Origin of the sequence: Pseudomonas sp. PA-4-8C (genome assembly GCF_021606625.1) — a bacterium.
GTDB lineage: Bacteria > Pseudomonadota > Gammaproteobacteria > Pseudomonadales > Pseudomonadaceae > Aquipseudomonas > Aquipseudomonas lactis.
The window spans coordinates 1-20376 of the sequence record NZ_WKCD01000082.1; the positions used below are offsets into that span (position 1 = coordinate 1).

22 protein-coding genes and 1 pseudogene are annotated in these 20376 nt (G+C 60.4%); 12 read left to right on the forward strand and 11 right to left on the reverse strand.

Going from position 1 to position 20376, the window contains the following annotated elements:
- A partial coding sequence (locus GIW04_RS14695; protein WP_236479026.1) for a S1-like domain-containing RNA-binding protein occupies positions 1 to 311 on the reverse strand: 311 nt, incomplete at its 3' end.
- Positions 312 to 634: 323 nt separating this feature from the next.
- Between GIW04_RS14695 and GIW04_RS14700 the strand changes: the two genes are divergently transcribed.
- The 3 genes and pseudogenes from GIW04_RS14700 (at position 635) to GIW04_RS14710 (ending at position 2680) form a co-directional block, all read left to right on the forward strand.
- Positions 635 to 814, forward strand: coding sequence for a hypothetical protein (locus tag GIW04_RS14700; RefSeq protein WP_003193095.1), 180 nt, complete (start codon positions 635 to 637; stop codon positions 812 to 814).
- A 211-nt stretch (positions 815 to 1025) separates the two neighbouring features.
- Positions 1026 to 1748, forward strand: a complete 723-nt coding sequence (locus tag GIW04_RS14705; protein WP_034136144.1) for a TorF family putative porin — start codon at positions 1026 to 1028, stop codon at positions 1746 to 1748.
- Positions 1749 to 1814: 66 nt separating this feature from the next.
- A pseudogene (locus GIW04_RS14710) lies at positions 1815 to 2680 on the forward strand (DUF6279 family lipoprotein).
- Here the strand turns inward: GIW04_RS14710 and copD are convergent.
- The 5 genes from copD to GIW04_RS14735 all read right to left on the reverse strand — a co-directional run bounded on the left by copD (position 2677) and on the right by GIW04_RS14735 (position 7068).
- Positions 2677 to 3558 carry a copper homeostasis membrane protein CopD gene (copD, locus tag GIW04_RS14715; protein WP_003193101.1) on the reverse strand — a complete coding sequence of 294 codons (882 nt, stop codon included), beginning with the start codon at positions 3556 to 3558 and terminating at the stop codon, positions 2677 to 2679. The pseudogene GIW04_RS14710 and the gene copD sit on opposite strands and share 4 nt — an antisense overlap.
- Complete coding sequence (gene copC, locus GIW04_RS14720) at positions 3555 to 3950, reverse strand: copper homeostasis periplasmic binding protein CopC (protein WP_120248432.1); 396 nt, start codon at positions 3948 to 3950, stop codon at positions 3555 to 3557. Before copC ends, copD begins: the two co-directional genes overlap by 4 nt.
- A 49-nt stretch (positions 3951 to 3999) precedes the next feature.
- Positions 4000 to 4827 (reverse strand): copper resistance protein B, encoded by an 828-nt coding sequence (locus GIW04_RS14725; protein ID WP_120248433.1) that lies wholly within the window; start codon positions 4825 to 4827, stop codon positions 4000 to 4002.
- Between the two features lie 10 nt (positions 4828 to 4837).
- On the reverse strand, positions 4838 to 6553 hold the full coding sequence (locus tag GIW04_RS14730; protein WP_120248434.1) for a copper resistance system multicopper oxidase: 1716 nt from the start codon (positions 6551 to 6553) through the stop codon (positions 4838 to 4840).
- 125 nt (positions 6554 to 6678) lie between these two features.
- Positions 6679 to 7068 carry a hypothetical protein gene (locus GIW04_RS14735; RefSeq protein WP_003193108.1) on the reverse strand — a complete coding sequence of 130 codons (390 nt, stop codon included), beginning with the start codon at positions 7066 to 7068 and terminating at the stop codon, positions 6679 to 6681.
- Positions 7069 to 7221: 153 nt separating this feature from the next.
- Between GIW04_RS14735 and GIW04_RS14740 the strand changes: the two genes are divergently transcribed.
- Positions 7222 to 7491: a hypothetical protein gene (locus tag GIW04_RS14740; protein WP_003193109.1), complete on the forward strand. Its 270-nt coding sequence runs from the start codon at positions 7222 to 7224 to the stop codon at positions 7489 to 7491.
- A 106-nt stretch (positions 7492 to 7597) separates the two neighbouring features.
- Here the strand turns inward: GIW04_RS14740 and GIW04_RS14745 are convergent, their stop codons facing one another.
- Entirely contained in the window at positions 7598 to 8944 is a 1347-nt protein-coding gene (locus tag GIW04_RS14745; protein WP_120248491.1) for a DEAD/DEAH box helicase, read from the reverse strand.
- Between the two features lie 191 nt (positions 8945 to 9135).
- Between GIW04_RS14745 and GIW04_RS14750 the strand changes: the two genes are divergently transcribed.
- Complete coding sequence (locus GIW04_RS14750) at positions 9136 to 10428, forward strand: mechanosensitive ion channel family protein (RefSeq protein ID WP_003193111.1); 1293 nt, start codon at positions 9136 to 9138, stop codon at positions 10426 to 10428.
- A gap of 16 nt (positions 10429 to 10444) precedes the next feature.
- On the opposite strand, the gene GIW04_RS14755 is transcribed toward GIW04_RS14750, so the two are convergent.
- Positions 10445 to 11011 carry a TetR/AcrR family transcriptional regulator gene (locus GIW04_RS14755; protein ID WP_003193112.1) on the reverse strand — a complete coding sequence of 189 codons (567 nt, stop codon included), beginning with the start codon at positions 11009 to 11011 and terminating at the stop codon, positions 10445 to 10447.
- Between the two features lie 125 nt (positions 11012 to 11136).
- Between GIW04_RS14755 and GIW04_RS14760 the strand changes: the two genes are divergently transcribed.
- Both GIW04_RS14760 and GIW04_RS14765 read left to right on the forward strand, forming a co-directional pair.
- Positions 11137 to 11925, forward strand: coding sequence for an SDR family NAD(P)-dependent oxidoreductase (locus GIW04_RS14760; RefSeq protein ID WP_034136147.1), 789 nt, complete (start codon positions 11137 to 11139; stop codon positions 11923 to 11925).
- Positions 11926 to 11986: 61 nt separating this feature from the next.
- Positions 11987 to 13015, forward strand: coding sequence for an NADP-dependent oxidoreductase (locus tag GIW04_RS14765; RefSeq protein ID WP_003193115.1), 1029 nt, complete (start codon positions 11987 to 11989; stop codon positions 13013 to 13015).
- Here GIW04_RS14765 and GIW04_RS14770 read toward each other — a convergent pair.
- The 3 genes from GIW04_RS14770 to GIW04_RS14780 all read right to left on the reverse strand — a co-directional run bounded on the left by GIW04_RS14770 (position 12972) and on the right by GIW04_RS14780 (position 15110).
- Complete coding sequence (locus tag GIW04_RS14770; RefSeq protein WP_120248435.1) at positions 12972 to 13841, reverse strand: carboxylate/amino acid/amine transporter; 870 nt, start codon at positions 13839 to 13841, stop codon at positions 12972 to 12974. The two genes, GIW04_RS14765 and GIW04_RS14770, sit on opposite strands and share 44 nt — an antisense overlap.
- Positions 13842 to 14044: 203 nt before the next feature.
- Complete coding sequence (locus GIW04_RS14775) at positions 14045 to 14644, reverse strand: FMN-dependent NADH-azoreductase (RefSeq protein WP_003193118.1); 600 nt, start codon at positions 14642 to 14644, stop codon at positions 14045 to 14047.
- A 151-nt stretch (positions 14645 to 14795) separates the two neighbouring features.
- A complete protein-coding gene (locus GIW04_RS14780) occupies positions 14796 to 15110 on the reverse strand; it encodes a 3-phosphoglycerate kinase (protein WP_034136150.1) in 315 nt (104 codons plus the stop codon).
- 49 nt (positions 15111 to 15159) lie between these two features.
- Here GIW04_RS14780 and GIW04_RS14785 point away from each other — a divergent pair, with 49 nt between their 5' ends.
- The 5 genes from GIW04_RS14785 (at position 15160) to aqpZ (ending at position 20260) form a co-directional block, all read left to right on the forward strand.
- The gene (locus GIW04_RS14785) at positions 15160 to 16083 is read left to right on the forward strand and encodes a LysR family transcriptional regulator (RefSeq protein ID WP_003193120.1); all 924 of its coding nucleotides are present in this window, start codon (positions 15160 to 15162) and stop codon (positions 16081 to 16083) included.
- A 14-nt stretch (positions 16084 to 16097) separates the two neighbouring features.
- Entirely contained in the window at positions 16098 to 16901 is an 804-nt protein-coding gene (locus GIW04_RS14790) for an alpha/beta fold hydrolase (RefSeq protein WP_120248436.1), read from the forward strand.
- A gap of 3 nt (positions 16902 to 16904) precedes the next feature.
- Entirely contained in the window at positions 16905 to 17468 is a 564-nt protein-coding gene (locus GIW04_RS14795; protein ID WP_120248437.1) for a peptidylprolyl isomerase, read from the forward strand.
- A gap of 82 nt (positions 17469 to 17550) precedes the next feature.
- Positions 17551 to 19383 (forward strand): ABC transporter ATP-binding protein, encoded by a 1833-nt coding sequence (locus GIW04_RS14800; protein ID WP_003193125.1) that lies wholly within the window; start codon positions 17551 to 17553, stop codon positions 19381 to 19383.
- 175 nt (positions 19384 to 19558) lie between these two features.
- Complete coding sequence (gene aqpZ / locus GIW04_RS14805) at positions 19559 to 20260, forward strand: aquaporin Z (RefSeq protein WP_044275039.1); 702 nt, start codon at positions 19559 to 19561, stop codon at positions 20258 to 20260.
- Positions 20261 to 20376: the final 116 nt, after the last annotated feature.

A 20376-nucleotide genomic window follows, 5' to 3' on the forward strand; every position in this document is an offset into this window, starting at 1 on the left:
TCCGAATACGGCAGCAGCAGATCCTTGGGCAAACCCCAATCAAGGAACACGCCAATGCTGTTGACTTCCACAACTTTCAAACTGGCAAATTCACCGACTTGAACTTTGGGTTTTTCGGTGGTGGCGATAAGTTTGTCATCGCTGTCCAGATAAATGAAAACGTTGAGCCAGTCTTCATCTTCACTGGGAATATCTTTAGGGATATACCGATTAGGCAAGAGGATTTCCCCATCTTGCGCACCATCGAGGTACAAACCAAAGTTAGTGTGCTTGACCACTTGCAAGCTGTTGTAGCGCCCGACTAAAGCCATTTCCAATACCCTCATTGCGTGGGCGGCATTCTACCCGAGTTGGGCCCTGCACGCGCGCGCGCCTGAAAAATCGCGGGCTGGCATGGCGTTCCAATGGCAGCGCCCCACTCGTCTGATCGTTCGGTTCACTTTGAGCAGGCCACCAGCGGGCCACCCAGGCTGTGGTTTCTTGCTAAAACAGTAAGTTAGCGCGTTATTTCGGCGCTGAACTTCGGCTATTTCCAACGCTGCGTATTAATTCTGAGGGATATTTGCCAAGCAATTGTCAAGTATTTCCTGTACGATGCCTGGCCAAGTTAATTTTCTACAGGTTAGTGGCCGCCATGCGTGTAAAAGCATCCAACAGCAAAGCAAAGCCAGCTCCCGCCGTTGAAACCAGCGAATCGATCAACAGCCAGATCGCTGCGTTCCTCAAGTCCGGCGGCGAAATCCAGCAAATTGCCAAGGGCGTGAGCGGCCAGACTTTCGGCCCGTCCAAGCAGATCAGCCTGGGCAAGAAGTAATAGTCTTACCCGCGCACTGCATCTGGTCCCTAAGCGTCTTGCCTCAAGGCGCTAGGACTAGAGTTGCAACCCCCTCCCAACACCTTCAATACGCAGCTAATCGACGAACGGGCCTCAACGCCTGGCATTCGCCGGTATCCTTGCACACGTCTAGCACGGGCATCCGCCTGAATCTTTCCGTTACTGCTCCTCGCTTTTCATGGAGTGAAGCATGCTTAAACGCTGTATTGTCGTGGTCAGCCTCCTGGTCGCCAGCCCTTTGGCCCAAGCGCATATCTTCCAGCGTGAACTGGGTGACTTCGACCTGAAATTAGGCACCACCCCCAGCCGCACCATGGCCCAGGGCCTGGTCAAGCCGACCGCCCCTGGCAGCGACTCGTTCCACGGTGGCCTGGACCTTACCCACGACAGCGGCCTGTATTTCGGCCAGTTTTCCCCAAACATGGGCCTGTCGTCGGCCAATAACCTTGAAGTCGACTCCTATATGGGCTTCAAGCGTCCGTTCGACCAGACCCTGGGCTACGAAGTCGGCTTGATCCACTACAGCTACCCCAAGGTCAGCCCCCTCGACAGCCAGGAGTTCTACGGCGGGCTGAACCTGTTGGGCAACCGCTTTGGCGTGTCCTTCAGCAACGACCCCGACCGCCAGGACAGTACCCTGTTTGCCGACCTGGGCGGTACCCAGCCTTTCGGCATCGGCGTCAGCATGAAGTACACCACCCATCAACTGGGCACACCGGTCTCGGTAGAGAACGGCGCCATCAGCAGTTTCAGCGATTGGTCGGTGCAGTTTTCCCGGGCCTGGAAAGGCATTGACCTGGACCTGATCTACAGCGGCTCCAGCCTCAGCGGCAGTGACTGCTCGGCCTACTCCGGACACAACTCGCAATGTGATGGGCTGTTGACCTTGAAGGCCGCGCGGTCGTTTTATTGATGGGCTGAACTGTCGCACCCCGCGCAGGTTCACATGCATTAACGCCCTCCATGCAAGGACCTGCCCATGTTGCGCCGGCTCAAACTCCTGATGGTACTGCTGACCCTGAGCCTGGTGCTCGCCGGCTGCAATCGCGTGGGCCTGGCCTACCGTAACCTCGACGTGATCATCCCCTGGACCCTCAACGACTACCTGGACATGAATGCCGGGCAAAAGAGCTGGTTCAACGACACCCTCAAGGAACACCTGGCCTGGCACTGCACCACGCAATTGCCTGGCTACCTGGACTGGCTCGACCGCCTGCAGCAGATGGTCGACAGTAACCAGGTCACCGACGCCGCATTGCAACCCGTACTGTCGAAGCCAAACAGGCAATTGCCGAGATTGCTCGGGAAATCACGCCCTCAGCTGTGCAATTGCTGCAAGGCCTGGACGATCAGCAGGTCAAAGACATGAGCGATGCTCTGGCCAAGGACCTGCGCAAGCGCCAGGACGAATACCTCAAGCCACCACTGGCTCAACAAATCAAAGAACGCGCCGAGCGTATGAGCAAGCGCCTGGACGCCTGGATCGGCCCGTTGAGCCCAGGCCAGCAAAACCGCGTCACGGCCTGGTCGGCCGAGTTGGGCGCGCAAAACCAAGCGTGGATCGGCAACCGCGCCCATTGGCAGGCGCAATTTATCGAGGCGCTGCAACAACGCCACAATGCCGATTTCCCGCAGAAAATCCAGCAACTGCTGGTGGATCGCGAAAGCCTGTGGACCCCGCAATACCGCGCCGCCTACGCACAGACCGAAGCCGCCGCGCGCGGCTTGCTCGTGGACGTGATGGCCCAAAGCTCCCCAGCGCAGCGCGTGAAACTCACCCAGAAAATCGACAAGGTCCGCAGCGACTTCCAGACGCTTAAATGCCTGAAAAGCGCACAGTCTTAGTCAGGCGCCAAGGTGCCCAGCCAGGCCACCAGGCCAAGGATGAGCACCACAGCGCCAAACTCCAGGGCCATGCTGCGCCGTAATGCACGGATCGCCACGTTATAATCGCCCGCCGCGATAGATTGTTGCAGAAGCGGCGTCAGGTGAAAGCGATTGAGCGCCGCCAAGGCCAGCATCACGCCGAACAACCCCAGCTTCAGGCATAGCAGCACCGCGTAGACTCCGCCGTTGATGCCCCCCAGATTCGGCCCGACAACAAACAGATAATTGGCAACGCCAGTGCCGATCAGCACCAAGACAAATCCCGCGCCAATGCGCTCAAAGCCTGCCAATGCGCTGGCCAGAACCTGCACTCGATCATCCTGTGGCAACGGCGCAGGCATCAACAACAAACCGAATGCCGCCAACGCCCCCACCCAACCCGCCGCTGCCAACAGGTGTGCACTGTCGCTGACGATATGCCACACACCTTGCACGCCTTCGTGCATTACGCCGTGCCCTGTCCACACCAGGGTGGCCAACGCCACGCCAGCCGACAGCGTGGCCAGCGCCAGATGAGTGCTCAGTGCCGCCAGGACCAGCGCCGCGATACGCACCCACCACGTCAGCCCCAAGTCGGTCTGCCACAGCATCATCTGCACATGCGGCCATAGCGCCTGCCAATCAGTGGCGCCGCTCATGGATTGGGTCATGACCAATAGCGACGCCACCGAAAACGCCAGCCCCAAGCCGCCCGTCAATCCCATCCATGCCCTTAGATTGAGCCATCTACGTTGCTCAGCGTGCAGACCATAAAGGCCGAACAGTCCCAATCCAAATAGCATCATCAGGTCGAGATAGAGCGCGAAGCGCAATGCGATGGAGATCAGCTCACTCATGGCTGCACGCTGAACACCACATTACCGGTGATCGGATGTGTATCGGACGACACGGCACGCCAATCCACCCGATAGCTGCCGGTGGTAAGTGCGGAGACCGGCTTGATCAACATCACCTTGGGGTCGCTGCTCGCCGACACGCTGGCCTTCACCGGCATCGGCGAATTGGGCATGCCCGGCATGTCGGTCATGTCGGTCATGATCAACTTGGCCCCGGAAAACTGGGTCAGCAGGTTTTCTGAGAAATGCAATTCAATCACTGCGGGAGCGGCGCCCTGTGCGCCTGCCGCCGGAATGGATGACAGCAGCTTGGGGTGGGCCGAAGCGGGCAGGCTAAGACTTAAACCTACCCACAGCGCAGCACCCAGCAGCGTGGTTTTCAACATAGACATGCAAGACTCCAGGCCGCGCCAGGCGGCGAATAATAAAAAGGGAAACCCGTCAGAACCACAGGCGCACGCCAACCACCCAGCGCAGTTGGTTGACGTCCTCATCTTCGTCCCGTGCATATTGCGCGGTCTGGCCATAAGCCCGGTTCCAGCTGACCCCAACATAAGGCGCAAACTCGCGGCGAACTTCGTAGCGCAAGCGCAGGCCCAGTTCACTTTGCGCCAAGCCCGACCCGACACCCCGTTGCGGATCGTTCTGCGCATAGAAGTTGAGTTCTGCGGTGGGCTGCAGGATCAGGCGGTTGGTGAGCAGGATGTCGTAGTCACCTTCCAGGCGTGCGGCGGTATGCCCCGATTCGCCGACAAACAACGTCGCTTCGGCCTCGAAGTTGTAGAGCGCCATGCCTTGTAGGCCAAAGGCCGCCCAGGTCTGGCTGTCACCGGGCTTGAAGTCCTGGCGCACGCCGCCGACCAGGTCCCACCACGGACTGATGGCATGCCCCCACAAGGCTTGGGCTTCGGCGCTTTCGGTACGGCCGGCGCTGCGTTCGCCTTCACTGCGTAGCCACAGCCGGTCGATGTCACCGCCGACCCAACCCTTGATGTCCCAACTCTGCGCGTTGCCGTCGCCGCCCTGCCATTCCAACTGGTTGATCAGCAGCATCGAGTTCACGCCGCTGTCGTGCACCTGATGCCCTCCCGGCGCGTTGTAGACCGCTGCACGGTCTGCGTCGGTCAGCGCCGGAATCGGCGTACGGCTTTGCGCCAGCGCTGGCGTCGCCGGGCTCATGCCCTGAAGTTCATCCTCGGCCGCCAACGCCCATGGGGCGAACCCCTGCGTGGCGAAGGCGATGCAAACGGGTAGAACGCAACGGTTCATGCTCGCTTCCTTATTCATGCACGCGCACCTCACGGAACATGCCCATTTCCATGTGGTACAGCAGGTGGCAGTGATAGGCCCAGCGTCCCAGGGCATCGGCGGTGACGCGGTAACTGCGACGGGAGCCCGGTGGCATGTCGATCGTATGTTTGCGCACCTGGAACTGGCCGTTTTCGTCCTCCAGGTCGCTCCATAAGCCATGCAGGTGAATCGGGTGGGCCATCATGGTGTCGTTGATCAGCACCACCCGCACGCGCTCGCCATAAGTCAGTTGCAAGGGCTCGGCATCGGAAAACTTCACGCCATTGAACGACCAGGCGAACTTCTCCATATGCCCGGTGAGGTGCAATTCGACGGTGCGCGAGGGGTCGCGGCCATCGGGGTCTTCGAAGGCACTGCGCAGGTCGGCATAGGTGAGCACCCGGCGGCCGTTGTTGCGCAGGCCAATCCCAGGGTCGTCGAGCTTGGGCACCGGGTTCATCGCCTGCATGTCTACCAGCGGGTTGTTCTGTTCGCTGGCGGGGTGTTTCTGCATGGCCATCGCGCCCATGGCGCTGTGATCCATGCCTTCCATGCCCGGCATATCGGCCATGGCACCGTGATCCATGCCACCCATGCCCATATCTGCCATAGTCAGCCACGGGCGCGGATCCAGCGGCGGTACCGGCGCAGTCGCGCCAGGCTGCCTGGCAAGGGTGCCACGAGCAAACCCTGTGCGGTCCATGGACTGGGCAAACAGGGTGTAGGCGTCTGCTACGGGCTCGACCAGCACATCGTAGGTTTCCGCCACGGCGATACGGAATTCATCGACGCTCACCGGCTTCACCGGCTGCCCATCCGCGGCGATCACGGTCATCTTCAGCCCGGGAATACGCACATCGAAATAGGTCATCGCCGAGCCATTGATAAAGCGCAGGCGAATCTTTTCCCCCGGCTTGAACACCCCGGTCCAGTTCTGCCCAGGCGGCTGGCCGTTGAGCAAGTAGGTGTAGGTCTCACCGCTGACGTCCGCAAGGTCGGTGGGGTTCATCTTCATTTGCGCCCACATCAGCCGGTCGGCAGCCGTGGCCGACCAGCCCTGCTTGCCCACATCCCGGATAAAATCGCCTAGGGTGGGTTTGTGCAGGTTGTAGTAATCGGACTGCTTCTTGAGGGTTTTCATCAGGGCGACGGGGTCTTCGTCGGTCCAGTCCGACAGCATCACCACGTAATCGCGCTGGTAGCTATAAGGCTCGGGTTCCTTGGGATCGATAACCAGCGGACCGTACACGCCCTGCTGCTCCTGAAGCCCGGAATGGCTGTGGTACCAGTAGGTGCCGTGCTGCTCGACCTTGAACTGGTAAACGTAAAGGCCGCCCGGTTCGATGCCCTTGAAGCTCAGGCCGGGCACGCCGTCCATGGTCGATGGCAACAGGATGCCGTGCCAGTGGATCGAAGTGGGCTCGCCAAGGCGGTTTTTCACGCGCAGGGTCACGGTGTCGCCCTCCCGCCAGCGTAACAGCGGGCCGGGCAGGCTGCCGTTGACGGTCAACGCGGTGCGCGGTTGGCCTGTCAGGTTGACCGGGGTCTGGTCAATAAACAGGTCAAACTCGCTGCCGGCGAGCACCGTGGGCTGGCCGGGGCTGGTCAGCGCCCACACCGGCGGGCGCCAAAGCCCAAGCCCGCCGAGCAGGCCGCCTGCGGCCAGGCCTTTGACGAATGTGCGTCTGGAGGTTGTGGAGTGCATGCCGATTCAAGTCCGTGAGTTGAATGGCAGCAGATTAGGATTCGCCGGCTGTCAGCAACCTTAGCGGCAGATTACCGATTCGACAGGTTCGCCCGGCTCCCTTGGGGCGCCGGGACATAAAAGGATCAAGCGATCTGGGCTTTGGACGCCACTTCAGCGAACGTTGCCGGATCAAGCGCATCTACCTGTTCATCCAACACCTGACGCGGATGATCATTGCCAGGAATCGAACTGTCGATCAGCGCCAGCAATTGCGCACCCAGCGCCGTCAGGATGAAATTCTCGCCATTGCCGCCCTCTTCTTCCGGCCGCGACTCAATAAAGCCACGCTTGAACAGCAGCGCTTCGTAATCGGCCGCGGTCTTCTTCAGCGCATCCAGGTTGCCAGTGTCCTCGCCGGCCGTCGCCTTCTCGGCCGCTTCCTGCTCGGCGTATTTGCGCGGGGCAAAGCTGCCCTCGCCGTTCTGCACTTCATGCAGCAGACGTTCGATCAGATCCCAATTGTAAGTCGTCATCCTGATTCCTCCTGCAGGCCGATGGAGTTAGCCCGTCTAAGGGAGTGACACGTCCTGGCACTGGCCGTTCAACCGAACGGACGGGCGTCATTTCTCTGAACTTTCCAGAGGTTCGCCGCCTCAACTGCACATCACTGCCAAGGAAGTCCGACCATGAAAACCTTGATGAAGCTGACTCTCGCCGCCACGCTGTTAAGCGCCCTGCCCGCCTGGGCCTGCACGCCCGAGGAGGCCACCGCCAAGCGCGAAGAACTGGCCAAGGAAGTAACCAAGCTCACCGAGCAGAACCCGAACAAGGCCAAGGAGATGAATGCCAAGCTGCAGAAGATGGACCTGGATACCGAAAGCGCCGAGTTTCCCGACAAGTGCCAGTTGATCGATGCGCGGCTCAAGGAGCTCAGAGAAGCTGCGGGGAAGCGTTGAGCACAGCGCGACGCAGAGCGTCTCTGGAGGCATTCCCACGCGGAGCGTGGGAATGATCATGGCGAAAAAAAACCGGACATTGTCCGGTTTTTTTATGCCCGCCTGCTTATTCGGCAGCCGGTGCTTCTGGCTTGCGGCGCTTGAGCGGGGCCATGCCGTCCTTGCTGACGAGCGACAGGTTGTCGGTCTTCGGCCGGTTGGCGATCTTGCGCTTGGTCGGCGACTTGGCGCCGGTTTTCTTCTTGTCGCCCTTGGCGTCGGTCTTTTTCTTCTTCACGCCAACGGCCTTGCCCGAGGCCTTGACCTTCTTCGGCCCGGTGTACGTGCCTTTGACTTCCTTGATGGTACGGCGCTCGAACGACTGCTTCAGGTAGCGTTCGATGCTCGACATCAGGTTCCAGTCGCCGTGGCAGATCAGCGAGATGGCCAGGCCATCGTTGCCGGCCCGACCGGTACGGCCGATGCGGTGCACGTATTCGTCGCCGCTGCGGGGCATGTCGAAGTTGATCACCAGGTCCAGGCCGTCCACGTCGAGGCCGCGTGCGGCAACGTCGGTGGCCACCAGGATCTTCACGCCGCCCGCCTTGAGACGGTCGATGGCCAGCTTGCGGTCCTTCTGGTCTTTCTCGCCGTGCAGCACGAAGGCCTTGTATTCCTGCGCAACCAGACGCCCGTAGATACGGTCGGCGGCGGCACGGGTGTTGGTGAACACGATGGCCTTCTGGTAGGTCTCGTTGGCCAACAACCAGTTCAGGATCTGTTCTTTGTGCACGTTATGGTCAGCGGTGACGATCTGCTGGCGCGTGGTAGCGTTCAGGTCGCTGACGTTGTTGACCTGCAAGTGCTCAGGGTTGTTCAGCACCTTGGCGACCATGTCGCGCAGGGTCGAACCACCGGTGGTGGCGGAGAACAGCATGGTCTGCTGACGGTTGACGCACTCGCCGACCAGACGCTGCACATCATCGGCAAAGCCCATGTCGAGCATGCGGTCGGCTTCGTCGAGCACTAGCACTTCGACTTCCTCGAGGTCAAGGTTGCCAGCGTTGAGCTGCTCGATCATGCGGCCAGGGGTGCCGATCAGAATATCCGGCACCTTGCGCAGCATGGCGGCCTGGACCTTGAAGTCTTCGCCACCGGTAATGATGCCGGACTTGATGAAGGTGAACTGCGAGAAACGCTCGACTTCCTTCAGGGTCTGCTGGGCCAGCTCGCGGGTCGGCAGCAGGATCAGCGTCTTGATGCTGACGCGTACCTTGGCCGGGCCGATCAGACGGTTAAGCACCGGCAGGACGAAAGCGGCGGTCTTGCCGCTGCCGGTTTGCGCCGTCACCCGCAGGTCACGCCCTTGCAGCGCGAGCGGGATGGCCGCTGCTTGCACAGGCGTAGGCTCGACAAATTTAAGCTCGGCCACGGCTTTAAGCAGGCGTTCGTGCAGGGCGAATTGGGAAAACACGGGTGCTACCTCGAAGAAATACAAATATCAGCTGCATAGGTTACCGGTTTCGCGCGCCCAAACCGAGTTTCTTTACGCGAACGGGGCTAATCAGCTGCTTTTTTGTCAGCGATTTTGTCCAGAGCGTCAACTTTGTTGCACTTAAATGCTCTAATCGCCCCGTGTTGTCTTACAGAAGAATCGGTTCACTCATGGATATCAAACAGCTCTGGCTCAACGTCCAAGACCTTTGGGGCGCCCTCGATGAACACCCGGTCCTGCATTCCAGCCTCGGCTTGCTGGTGTTGCTGGTGGTGGCATTGGTGGTGGGACGGGTCGCCCGTTACCTCATCCTGCACGCGGTCAAATTGCTCGGCCGGCAACCGGCGCTGCACTGGCTGAACGACCTGCGGCACAACAAAGTCTTCCATCGCCTGGCGCAAATGACGCCGTCGCTGGTGGTCCAGTTCGGCCTGTACCTGGTGCCGGACCTGAGCAAGACCGCCATCCTTTTCATCGGCAACGTGGCCCTGGCGATCAGCATTCTGTTCATGGTGCTGGCCATGAGCGCCCTGCTCAACGCGCTGCTGGATATCTACGCACGCACCGAACACGCACGCACCCGCTCGATCAAGGGCTATGTGCAACTGGCGAAAATGGTGCTGTTCGTGTTTGGCGCGATCATCATCGTCGCCACCCTTATCGACCGCTCGCCGCTGTTGCTGCTGTCAGGCCTGGGTGCGATGTCGGCGGTGATTCTGTTGGTGTACAAGGACACCCTGCTGTCGTTCGTCGCCAGTGTGCAATTGACCAGCAACGACATGCTGCGCGTGGGTGACTGGATCGAAATGCCCCAGGTCGGCGCCGATGGCGATGTGGTGGATATCACCCTGCACACGGTGAAGGTGCAGAACTTTGACAAGACCATCGTTTCCATCCCCACCTGGCGCCTGATGTCCGAGTCGTTCAAGAACTGGCGTGGCATGCAGGCCTCCGGTGGGCGCCGTATCAAGCGCAGCCTGTACATCGACGCCAGCGGCGTACGCTTCCTGAACGATGAGGAAGAAGTGCGCATGACCCAGGTACACCTGCTCAGCGGCTACATCAGCCGCAAACAGGCCGAACTCAAGGCCTGGAACGAGGCCCAGGGCCACAGCGCGCAACTGTCGGCCAACCGTCGGCGCATGACCAACCTCGGCACGTTCCGCGCCTACGCCTTGGCGTACCTGCAAAGCCACCCGGACATCCAGCCGAACATGACCTGCATGGTGCGCCAGATGCAAACCACCGCCCAGGGCGTGCCGCTGGAGATCTACTGCTTTACCCGCACCACCGCGTGGGGCGATTACGAGCGGATCCAGGGGGATATCTTCGATTACCTGTTGGCGGTGTTGCCGGAGTTCGGGCTAAGCCTGTATCAGCAGCCAAGCGGTAATGACCTGCGCGCCGGCGTGCTGCCTGCGTTGGCCGGAGCCACGCAGGTGTCCGTCGCCGAAACGGCATGAGGTGATGCGAACGGGATTACGGCAGTGACGCCGTAATCTCCTTGCGGCACACCTCAAGCACTTCATCGGCCAGGGCGGAATCGTCCGGGCACGCCCGCGACAGCATGATTGCGCCAATGGCATGGGCCATGCTGTCGAGCATTTTCGCCCGCACGTCTTCCTGTGGCCCGTCATGAACCGCGTTGTACTTTGCTTCCAAGGCCTGCAGGGTGTTTTCCAAGCCGTCGGCAAAGGTCGCCTTCAGCGTGTCCGATTGACGGGCAGCATCGGCACACAACGCCGCCAATGTGCATCCACCGCCGCGATGATCGCGGTGCTGCCTGGACAGGTAAACCTCGAAAAACTGCTCCACCTCCATCTCCGCGCTATCAGCCAGTGACTGCGCCAGGCTGTTGGCGGCCGCTTCCGCCATCAGGTCCGCCTTGGAACCGAAGTGCTTGTAAAAGCCGCCTTGGGTAAAACCGGCTGCAGCCATCAACTCGGCCACGCCCACCCCGTCGAAACCCCGCTCGCGGAACAGCTCGGAAGCTGTCGCGACGATATGGGCCCGATTGCTCTGTGACTGCGCCTTGGTGATCTTCATGTCTGTGGTCCTGCCAGCTTGCGAGATAGGCATATTACTATGATGTCGATCATAATCAAAACCGTTGACAGCTTTGATTATGATCGACATCATAAAACCTCCTCGCACTCACAGAGCATCACACCATGAGCACTTCCACTACCGTTCTGATCACTGGCGCTTCGACCGGCATTGGCGCCGCCTACGCCGAACGCTTTGCCGCACGCGGCCACGACCTCGTACTGGTCGCCCGTGACATCACGCGCCTGGAAGCGCTCGCCGCCAGGTTGCGTGAGCACCACGCCGTCAACGTTGATATCCTCCCGGCCGACCTGACCCAGAACGCTGACCTGGCCGCAGTTGAAGCGCGCCTGCGCGACGACGCCAGCATTGGCACCCTGGTCAACAATGCAGGCGCCGCGCAGTCCGGCAGTTTTATCGAACAGTCCACCGACAGCGTCGCGCAGTTGGTCACCCTCAACACCACCGCGCTGGTACGCCTGGCCAGTGCCATCGCGCCGCGCCTGGCGGCAGCCGGCAACGGCGCTATCATCAACATTGGCTCGGTAGTGGGCCTGGCCCCGGAATTCGGCATGACGGTGTACGGCGCGACCAAGGCGTTCGTGCTGTTCCTGTCCCAGGGCATGAGCCTGGAACTGGCGCCCAAAGGCGTATACGTGCAAGCCGTGCTGCCCGCCGCCACGCGTACCGAGATCTGGGAACGTGCGGGCATTGATATCAACACCCTCACGGACGTGATGGAAGTGGGTGATCTGGTGGATGCGGCGCTGGTTGGTTTTGATCGCCGCGAGCCGGTGACCATTCCGCCGTTGCAGGACGGCGCCCGTTGGGACGCGTTGCAAGCTGCGCGACAAGGCCTGCTGACGCAGATCAAGCAGTCCCAGGTTGCCGAGCGTTATCTGGCCAACGCCTGATCAACCGGTAGCAGGCGTGCTCCGCGCCTGCCCTTCTCAGCCAAGCAACGAGCATTGAACCATGAAGGCATTTTCCATCGAACGGTACGGCAAACAGCCCGGCCGCCTCATCGAGGCCCCCGCGCCTATCGTGGGTGAGCACGACGTGCTGGTTCAGGTGCGAGCCAGCAGTGTCAATGTGCTGGATGCAAAGATCGCCAAAGGCGAATTCAAACTGGTCCTACCGTATGCGCTGCCGTTGACACTGGGCAATGACCTGGCCGGCGTGGTGCTCAGCGTCGGCGCTGCGGTACGACGCTTCAAGCCGGGGGACGAAGTCTACGCCCGCCCGCCTCAGCAGCGTATCGGCACCTTCGCCGAGTTGATTGCTGTGCACGAAGACGCACTGGCGCGCAAACCCGCGAATATCAACATGGAGCAAGCCGCCTCCCTGCCCCTGGTCGCGCTGACGGCGTGGCAGGTGCTGGTGGAAACCGCGAAGCTGAAGAAAGGCCAGAAGGTGTTCATTCATGCGGGCTCAGGCGGAGTGGGCAGTATCGCTATCCAGTTGGCCAAGCATTTGGGCGCCTTCGTTGCGACCACCACCAGCACCGCCAATGTGGAGTGGGTCAAGGCGTTAGGCGCGGATGTGGTGATCGACTATAAACAGCAAGCCTTCGAGGCCGTGCTGCGAGATTACGATGTGGTGCTCAACAGCCTAGGCGCGGATGCGCTGGCCAAGTCACTGAAGATTCTCAAGCCCGGCGGTCAACTCATCTCCATCTCCGGGCCGCCGACGCCCGCCTTCGCCCGTGCCCAGAAGCTGCCATGGGTATTGGGCCTGGTCATGGGCCTGTTGAGCAGCGGTATCCGCAGGAAAGCACGCAAGCAAGGCGTGAGCTATGACTTTGTGTTCATGCGTGCCAGCGGCGCCCAACTGGATGAAATCACCGCGCTGGTCGAGTCCGGGATTATCCGGCCGGTCATCGACCGTACCTTTCCTTTCGAATCCACAGCTGCGGCCCTGGACTATGTCGAACAAGGCCGCGCCAAAGGCAAGGTGGTGATCACAATGGCGACGGCACCGCCCGACGCACACCCAGCCGGCTGATCCACACCGCCCCCAGAATCACCAGACCGCCCAGGGCCAAACGGCCCAGCGGTTCGTGCTGGTTCCAGATCAACAGGTTCAGCAACAGCCCCACCGGCACATGCAGGTTGTTCATCACCGCCAGGGTGCCGCCATTGACCAGGCAGGCGCCCTTGTTCCACCAGTACATGCCCAGCGCGGTGCTGACCAACCCGAGGAACACCAGCACACCCCATTGCAGCGGCGCTTGCGGCAGGAAGTCAGCTTTGCCGAACAGCAGGAACGCCGGCAACACCACCAACAAGGCGCCCAGGTAGAAATAACCGAAACGCCGAAAGTGCGGCTGGTCACTGGGATAACGCGCCACCAGGTGCTTGTACATGACTTGCCCGGCGGCGTAGGTGAAGTTGGCCAATTGCAGCAGCAAGAAGCCCATCAAAAAGTGCGGGGTGATCTGATCGAAACGAATCACCGCCGCACCACCCACCGCCACCAAGGCCGCCACCAGCGCCCAGGGATTGAAGCGGCGATTAAGCGCGTCCTCGATCAGCGTCACATGCAGCGGTGTGAGGATGGTGAACAGCAGCACTTCCGGCACCGTGAGCACACGAAAGCTCAGGTACAGGCAGACGTAGGTCACGCCGAACTGCAATGCGCCGATCACCAACATGCCGCGCATGAACGCGGGCTCCACCGAGCGCCAGCGCGTCAGCGGAATAAAGATCAGCCCGGCCAGCAGCACACGCACCAGCACGGCAAAGTAGCTGTCGACGTGACCGGCGAGGTATTCGCCGATCAAGCTGAAGGAAAATGCCTGAATCAGGGTGACAACCAGTAGATAGCCCATGCGCGCCTCGTTTCGAATGGGCGCGACAGTAAAGCTTTTTGGGTTTTGAGGAAACTCGGCGCAAAAAAAACCCGACCTCGCTAAAGCGGCAGTCGGGCAGGAGCACTCAGGAGCAAAAAGTGCAAAGGGAGGTTCGATACGCGTACTTGAAGGGTTTGCGTGGGGCTATATAAGCAGCACGGGATTATCTGACGATTAACGCCTCAGGCCACCTGGGCCAGCAGTGCCTTGGCGTGATTGACGCCCTTCTCCTGGAAGTCGCCGCCCAGGTTGACGCCTTCGGCGTGAATGAAGGTAACGTCATGAATGCCGATAAATGCCATGACCTGGCGCAGGTACGGTTCCTGATGATCCGAGGTGGCGCCGGTGTGGATACCACCGCGTGCGGTAAGCACGATAGCGCGCTTGCCGGTCAACAGCCCCTGAGGCCCGGTGGCGGTGTATTTGAAGGTCACACCGGCCCGCAACACGTGATCCAGCCAGGCTTTAAGGGTGCTCGGAATGGCGAAGTTGTACATCGGCGCGCCCATCACCAACACGTCGGCGGCCAGCAATTCGTCAGTCAACTCGTTGGAGCGGTCCAGGGATACCTGTTCGTCGTCGTTACGCTGCTCCGCCGGCTTCATCCAGCCACCCAGCAGGTTGGCATCCAGGTGGGGGACCGGATTGAGCGCAACGTCGCGCACGGTGATGTGGTCTGCCGGATGGGCGACTTGCCATTGGCTGATGAACTGTTGGGTGAGCTGGCGGGAAATGGAATCCTGCTGGCGCGCACTGCTTTCGATGATCAGAACATTGGACATGGCTTCGTAGGCTCCATCGGTAATTGCTGTAAGTCGATGGAGAGAAGGTTAGCCAGGGCCCATTCGATAAAAAAGCGCAAAAAACTGCTACAACCCATCTAGAAATTTGTTTATATGCGGAGTATTCCTGTGGGCATGCTCCGCTGCTGCTTTATTTTGGCGCGCAGTTCAGGGCAATACGCATCTTGATGATGGAGCGATTGAACTTGACCGTGGTGTTGGTGCTTTTGCCGGCTGGCACGGTCACGGTGCGGCGGCGTGGCGATTCCGGGCCATTGGTGAAGATTACCGAACACACAGCATCCCGGGTGCCGTAGTTGCTTAGCTGAATCGAACTGATGTCTGCGTCCACATCGGACGCGGTGTAATCAATGCTGACGCCATCGATCTTTTTCGTCACGTCGATAGGATAGGCAAACGCGCTCATCGGCAGCAGCGCCAGCAACACACAACACAATTTTCTCATTCGGCAGTCTCCAATAAGGACCGCCAGCTTAGGACAAGAGGAGCTCATCTTGAAAGCGCCCCGCGTTACCCTCGATCAATGGCGCACCTTGCAAGCCGTGGTCGACCATGGCGGCTTCGCCCAAGCCGCCGAAGCGCTGCACCGTTCGCAATCTTCGGTGAGCTACACCGTGGCGCGCATGCAGGACCAACTCGGCGTCCCGCTGCTGCGCATCGACGGGCGCAAGGCGGTGCTGACCGAGGCCGGTGAGGTGCTGCTGCGCCGCTCCCGCCAACTGGTGAAAAACGCCAGCCAGCTGGAAGACCTCGCCCATCACATGGAGCAGGGCTGGGAAGCCGAAGTGCGCCTGGTGGTGGACGCCGCTTACCCCAGCGCACGTCTGGTTCGCGCATTGACCGCCTTTATGCCGCAAAGCCGTGGCTGCCGGGTGCGCCTGCGCGAAGAGGTGCTGTCCGGCGTCGAAGAGTTGCTGCTCGACGGCATGGCGGACCTGGCCATTTGCGGGTTTATCATCCCAGGTTACCTGGGCACGGAAATGAGCGATGTGGAGTTCGTCGCCGTGGCTCACCCCGATCACTCGCTGCATCGCCTCAACCGTGAGCTGAGTTTCCATGACCTGGAGAGCCAGATGCAGGTGGTGATCCGCGACTCCGGCCGCCAGCAACCGCGCGACGTCGGCTGGCTCGGCGCCGAACAGCGCTGGACCGTCGGCAGCCTCGCTACCGCCGCCACCTTCGTCGGCAGCGGCCTGGGCTTTGCCTGGCTGCCCCGGCACATGATCGAGCGCGAACTCAAGGAAGGCGTGCTCAAGCAGCTTCCCCTGGAAAAAGGCGGCAGTCGCAACCCGACGTTTTACCTGTACTCCAACAAAGACAAACCCTTGGGGCCCGCCACGCAGATCCTTGTGGAATTGCTGCGCACCTTTGACACCGCTCCCTTGGACGCGCCCTTTGCCGCCCCCCAACAAGCCTGAAACGGAGTTCACCCATGGCCTGGTTCGACCATGAAGGCTGCAGCCTGCATTACGAAGAGTATGGCCATGGCAACCCGCTGGTCCTGATCCACGGCCTGGGCTCCAGCAGCCAGGATTGGGAACTGCAAGTACCGGTACTCGCCCGACACTACCGCCTGATCGTAGTTGACGTGCGCGGCCATGGTCGCTCGGACAAACCCCGAGAGCGCTACAGCATCAAGGGGTTTACCTTCGACCTGATCGCCCTGATCGAACACCTCGACCTGCCAGCGGCCCACGTGGTGGGTTTATCCATGGGCGGCATGATCGCCTTCCAACTGGCAGTGGATGAACCCCTGCGGGTCAAGAGCCTGTGCATCGTCAACAGCGCGCCTGAGGTCAAGGTGCGCAGTGCCGATGACTATTGGCAGTGGGCCAAACGCTGGACCCTGGCCCGCGTGCTCAGCCTGGGCACCATCGGCAAGGCCCTGGGCGATCGGCTGTTCCCCAAACCTGAGCAGGCCGACCTGCGCCGCAAGATGGCCGAACGCTGGGCAAGAAACGACAAACGTGCTTATCTCGCCAGCTTCGACGCCATTGTAGGCTGGGGCGTACAGGAACAACTGTCGAGAATTACCTGTCCAACCCTGGTCATCAGCGCCGACCATGACTACACCCCCGTGGCGCAGAAAGAAATCTATGTAAAACTGCTGCCCGATGCGCGACTGGTGGTCATCGAAGATTCCTGCCATGCCACGCCCTTGGACCAACCCGAGGTCTTTAACGCGACCTTGCTCGATTTTCTAAAGACCGTCGAAACCACTACCCAGGATCACTGACCCATGCTGAAAAAAATCGCCTTCTTTGCCGGTTCCGCCTTGTTCGCTGCCAACCTGATGGCGGCTGAGCCGGCCAAGGCGCCACATGTTTTGCTCGACACCACCAACGGCCAGATTGAAATCGAACTGGACCCGGTCAAGGCGCCGATCAGCACCAAGAACTTCCTGGCCTATGTCGACAAGGGCTTCTACACCAATACGATCTTTCACCGCGTGATCCCGGGCTTCATGGTCCAGGGTGGCGGATTCACCCAGCAAATGTCACAAAAGCCGACCGAAGCACCGATCAAGAACGAAGCCAGCAATGGCCTGCATAACGTGCGTGGCACCTTGTCCATGGCTCGCACCAATGACCCGAACTCGGCCACCAGCCAATTCTTCATCAACGTGGCTGACAATGCCTTCCTCGACCCGGGCCGCGATGCCGGTTATGCCGTGTTCGCCAAAGTGGTCAAGGGCATGGACGTCGTCGACATCATCGTCAACTCCCAGACCACCACCAAACAAGGCATGCAGAACGTGCCAATCGATCCTGTGTTGATCAAGTCGGCCAAGCGCATCGACTGAGGTCTGCAGGTAGCTTCGCGTGGTGCCCACACGGCACCGCGCGCACTTGAAAGGAGAGCCCGCCCGGCGGGCGTCAAACCTAATGCTCTATCGTCGTTTTGAACAACTGATCGATATTTTCCGCGACGCCCCCAGCGCGGCCCCTCCCGAAAAAGTCCTGCCCTTCTATCTCTATTACCTGCGCCAGGTGTGGCCGTGCTTTGCCGCGCTGTTGGTGGTGGGGCTGGTGGGCGCCCTGATCGAAGTGGCGTTGTTCAGCTACTTGAGCCGCATCATCGACCTGGCCCAGGGCACGCCGCCGGCGAACTTCTTCCAGATCCACAGCGCCGAGCTGATCTGGATGGCCGTGGTCGCCCTGTTGTTACGCCCGCTCTTCAACGGCCTGCATGACTTGCTGGTGCACCAGACCATCAACCCTGGCATGACCAGCCTGATTCGCTGGCAAAACCACAGCTACGTGCTCAAACAGAGCCTGAATTTCTTCCAGAACGATTTCGCCGGGCGCATCGCCCAGCGGATCATGCAAACCGGCAACTCCTTGCGTGACTCGGCGGTGGCGACCGCAGAGGCTATCTGGCACGTGTCGATCTACGCCATCAGTGCCCTGGTGTTGTTTGCCGAGGCCGACTGGCGGTTGATGATTCCGCTGATCACTTGGATCGTTTGCTACAGCCTGGCCCTGCGTTACTTCGTACCTCGCGTGAAAGAACGCTCAGTGGTCTCCTCGGAGGCGCGCTCCAAGTTGATGGGCCGAATTGTCGACGGCTATACCAATATCACCACCTTGAAGCTGTTCGCCCATACGCAGAATGAACAGGAATACGCCAAGCAAGCGATCATCGAGCAGACCGAAAAAACCCAACTGGCCGCCCGCGTACTCACCAGCATGGACACCGTGATCTGTATTCTGAACGGCCTGCTGATTGTCACCACTACTGGCCTGGCCCTGTGGCTGTGGACGCAGTCGCTGATTTCCGTGGGCGCAATTGCCCTGGCCACCGGCCTGGTGATCCGCATCGTCAACATGTCCGGCTGGATCATGTGGGTGGTCAACGGCATCTTCGAAAACATCGGTATCGTGCAGGACGGCCTGAAAACCATCGCCCAGCCACTGGCCGTGGTCGATCGTGAAAACGCTCCGCGACTGACGGTGCCCCACGGCCAGGTACGCTTTGAGCAAGTGGACTTCCACTACGGCAAGAAGAGCGGAATCATTGGCGGCCTCAACCTTGAGATCAAGGCCGGGGAAAAAATCGGCTTGATCGGCCCGTCCGGCGCGGGCAAGTCGACGCTGGTCAACCTGCTGCTGCGCCTTTACGACCTGCAGGGCGGGCGCATCCTCATCGACGGCCAGGACATCGCCGAAGTGGCCCAGGAAAGCCTGCGCGCACAGATCGGCATGATCACCCAAGACACCTCGTTGCTGCACCGCTCGATCCGCGACAACCTGCTGTATGGCAAGCCCGACGCGACTGACGAAGAACTGTGGGCGGCGGTGCACAAGGCCCGCGCCGATGAGTTCATCCCGCTGCTGTCGGACTCCGAGGGCCGCACCGGGCTGGATGCCCATGTGGGTGAGCGCGGGGTGAAACTCTCCGGCGGGCAACGCCAGCGTATCGCTATCGCCCGCGTGCTGCTCAAGGACGCGCCGATCCTGATCATGGACGAAGCCACCTCTGCGCTGGACTCTGAAGTGGAAGCGGCGATCCAGGAGAGCCTGGAAACCTTGATGCAGGGCAAGACGGTGATTGCGATTGCACACCGGTTGTCGACCATCGCACGCATGGACCGCCTGGTGGTGCTGGAAAAAGGCCAGATCGCTGAAAGCGGCAGCCATTCCGAGTTGCTGGCATACGGCGGGCTTTATTCGCGGTTATGGCAGCATCAAACCGGGGGATTTGTCGGTATAGACTGATTTTGTTGGGTAAACCGCCGTTCAATTCCGAACAATTCTGACAGCTTTCTCTATCTGGCTGGTCTTGCGACACAATCCTGCTGTACTGCAATCAGGCCCCAGGAGGGCCCTGATTTAAGGCGGCAGGGAAGCCACACAGACCGTTAATCAGATAGAGCAATCTAAGGAAGTGTTCATGTCACTGTTCAAACGTTCCGTAACGGAAGGACTGGGTACGTTTTGGCTGGTGTTGGGTGGCTGCGGGAGTGCGGTGTTGGCCGCAGCGTTCCCCAATGTAGGCATCGGCCTGCTCGGTGTGTCACTGGCTTTCGGGCTCACGGTACTGACCATGGCGTTTGCCATCGGGCATATCAGCGGCTGCCACCTTAACCCGGCCGTCTCGGTGGGGCTGGTGGTCGGCGGCAGGTTCCCGGCCAAGGAGTTGCCAGCCTACATCGTGTCGCAAGTGATCGGAGGCGCCATCGCCGCCGCACTGCTGTACTTCATCGCCAGCGGCAAGCCTGGGTTCGAACTGGCCTCCGGGCTGGCAAGCAATGGCTATGGCGAGCATTCGCCCGGTGGTTATTCCATGGCGGCAGGCTTTGTTTGTGAGCTGGTGATGACCGCGATGTTCGTGCTGATCATCCTTGGCGCCACCGACCGTCGAGCCCCGGCAGGCTTCGCGCCCATCGCCATTGGCCTGGGGCTGACGCTGATCCATTTGATCTCCATCCCGGTGACCAACACCTCGGTCAACCCGGCCCGAAGCACGGGGCCTGCGTTGATTGTCGGCGGCTGGGCGCTGCAGCAGTTGTGGCTGTTCTGGCTCGCGCCGATCCTCGGCGCGGTGATCGGCGGCATTACCTACCGATGGTTGGGTGCAGAAAAAACAGCTTGACCCACTCCCTGCAGGGGCGAGCTTGCTCGCGAAAAACGCCAATGATGACGCAGTGCTTACAGCTGTAAACCCGCGTCGCCTGTACGTTCTTCGCGAGCAAGCTCGCTCCTACAAGG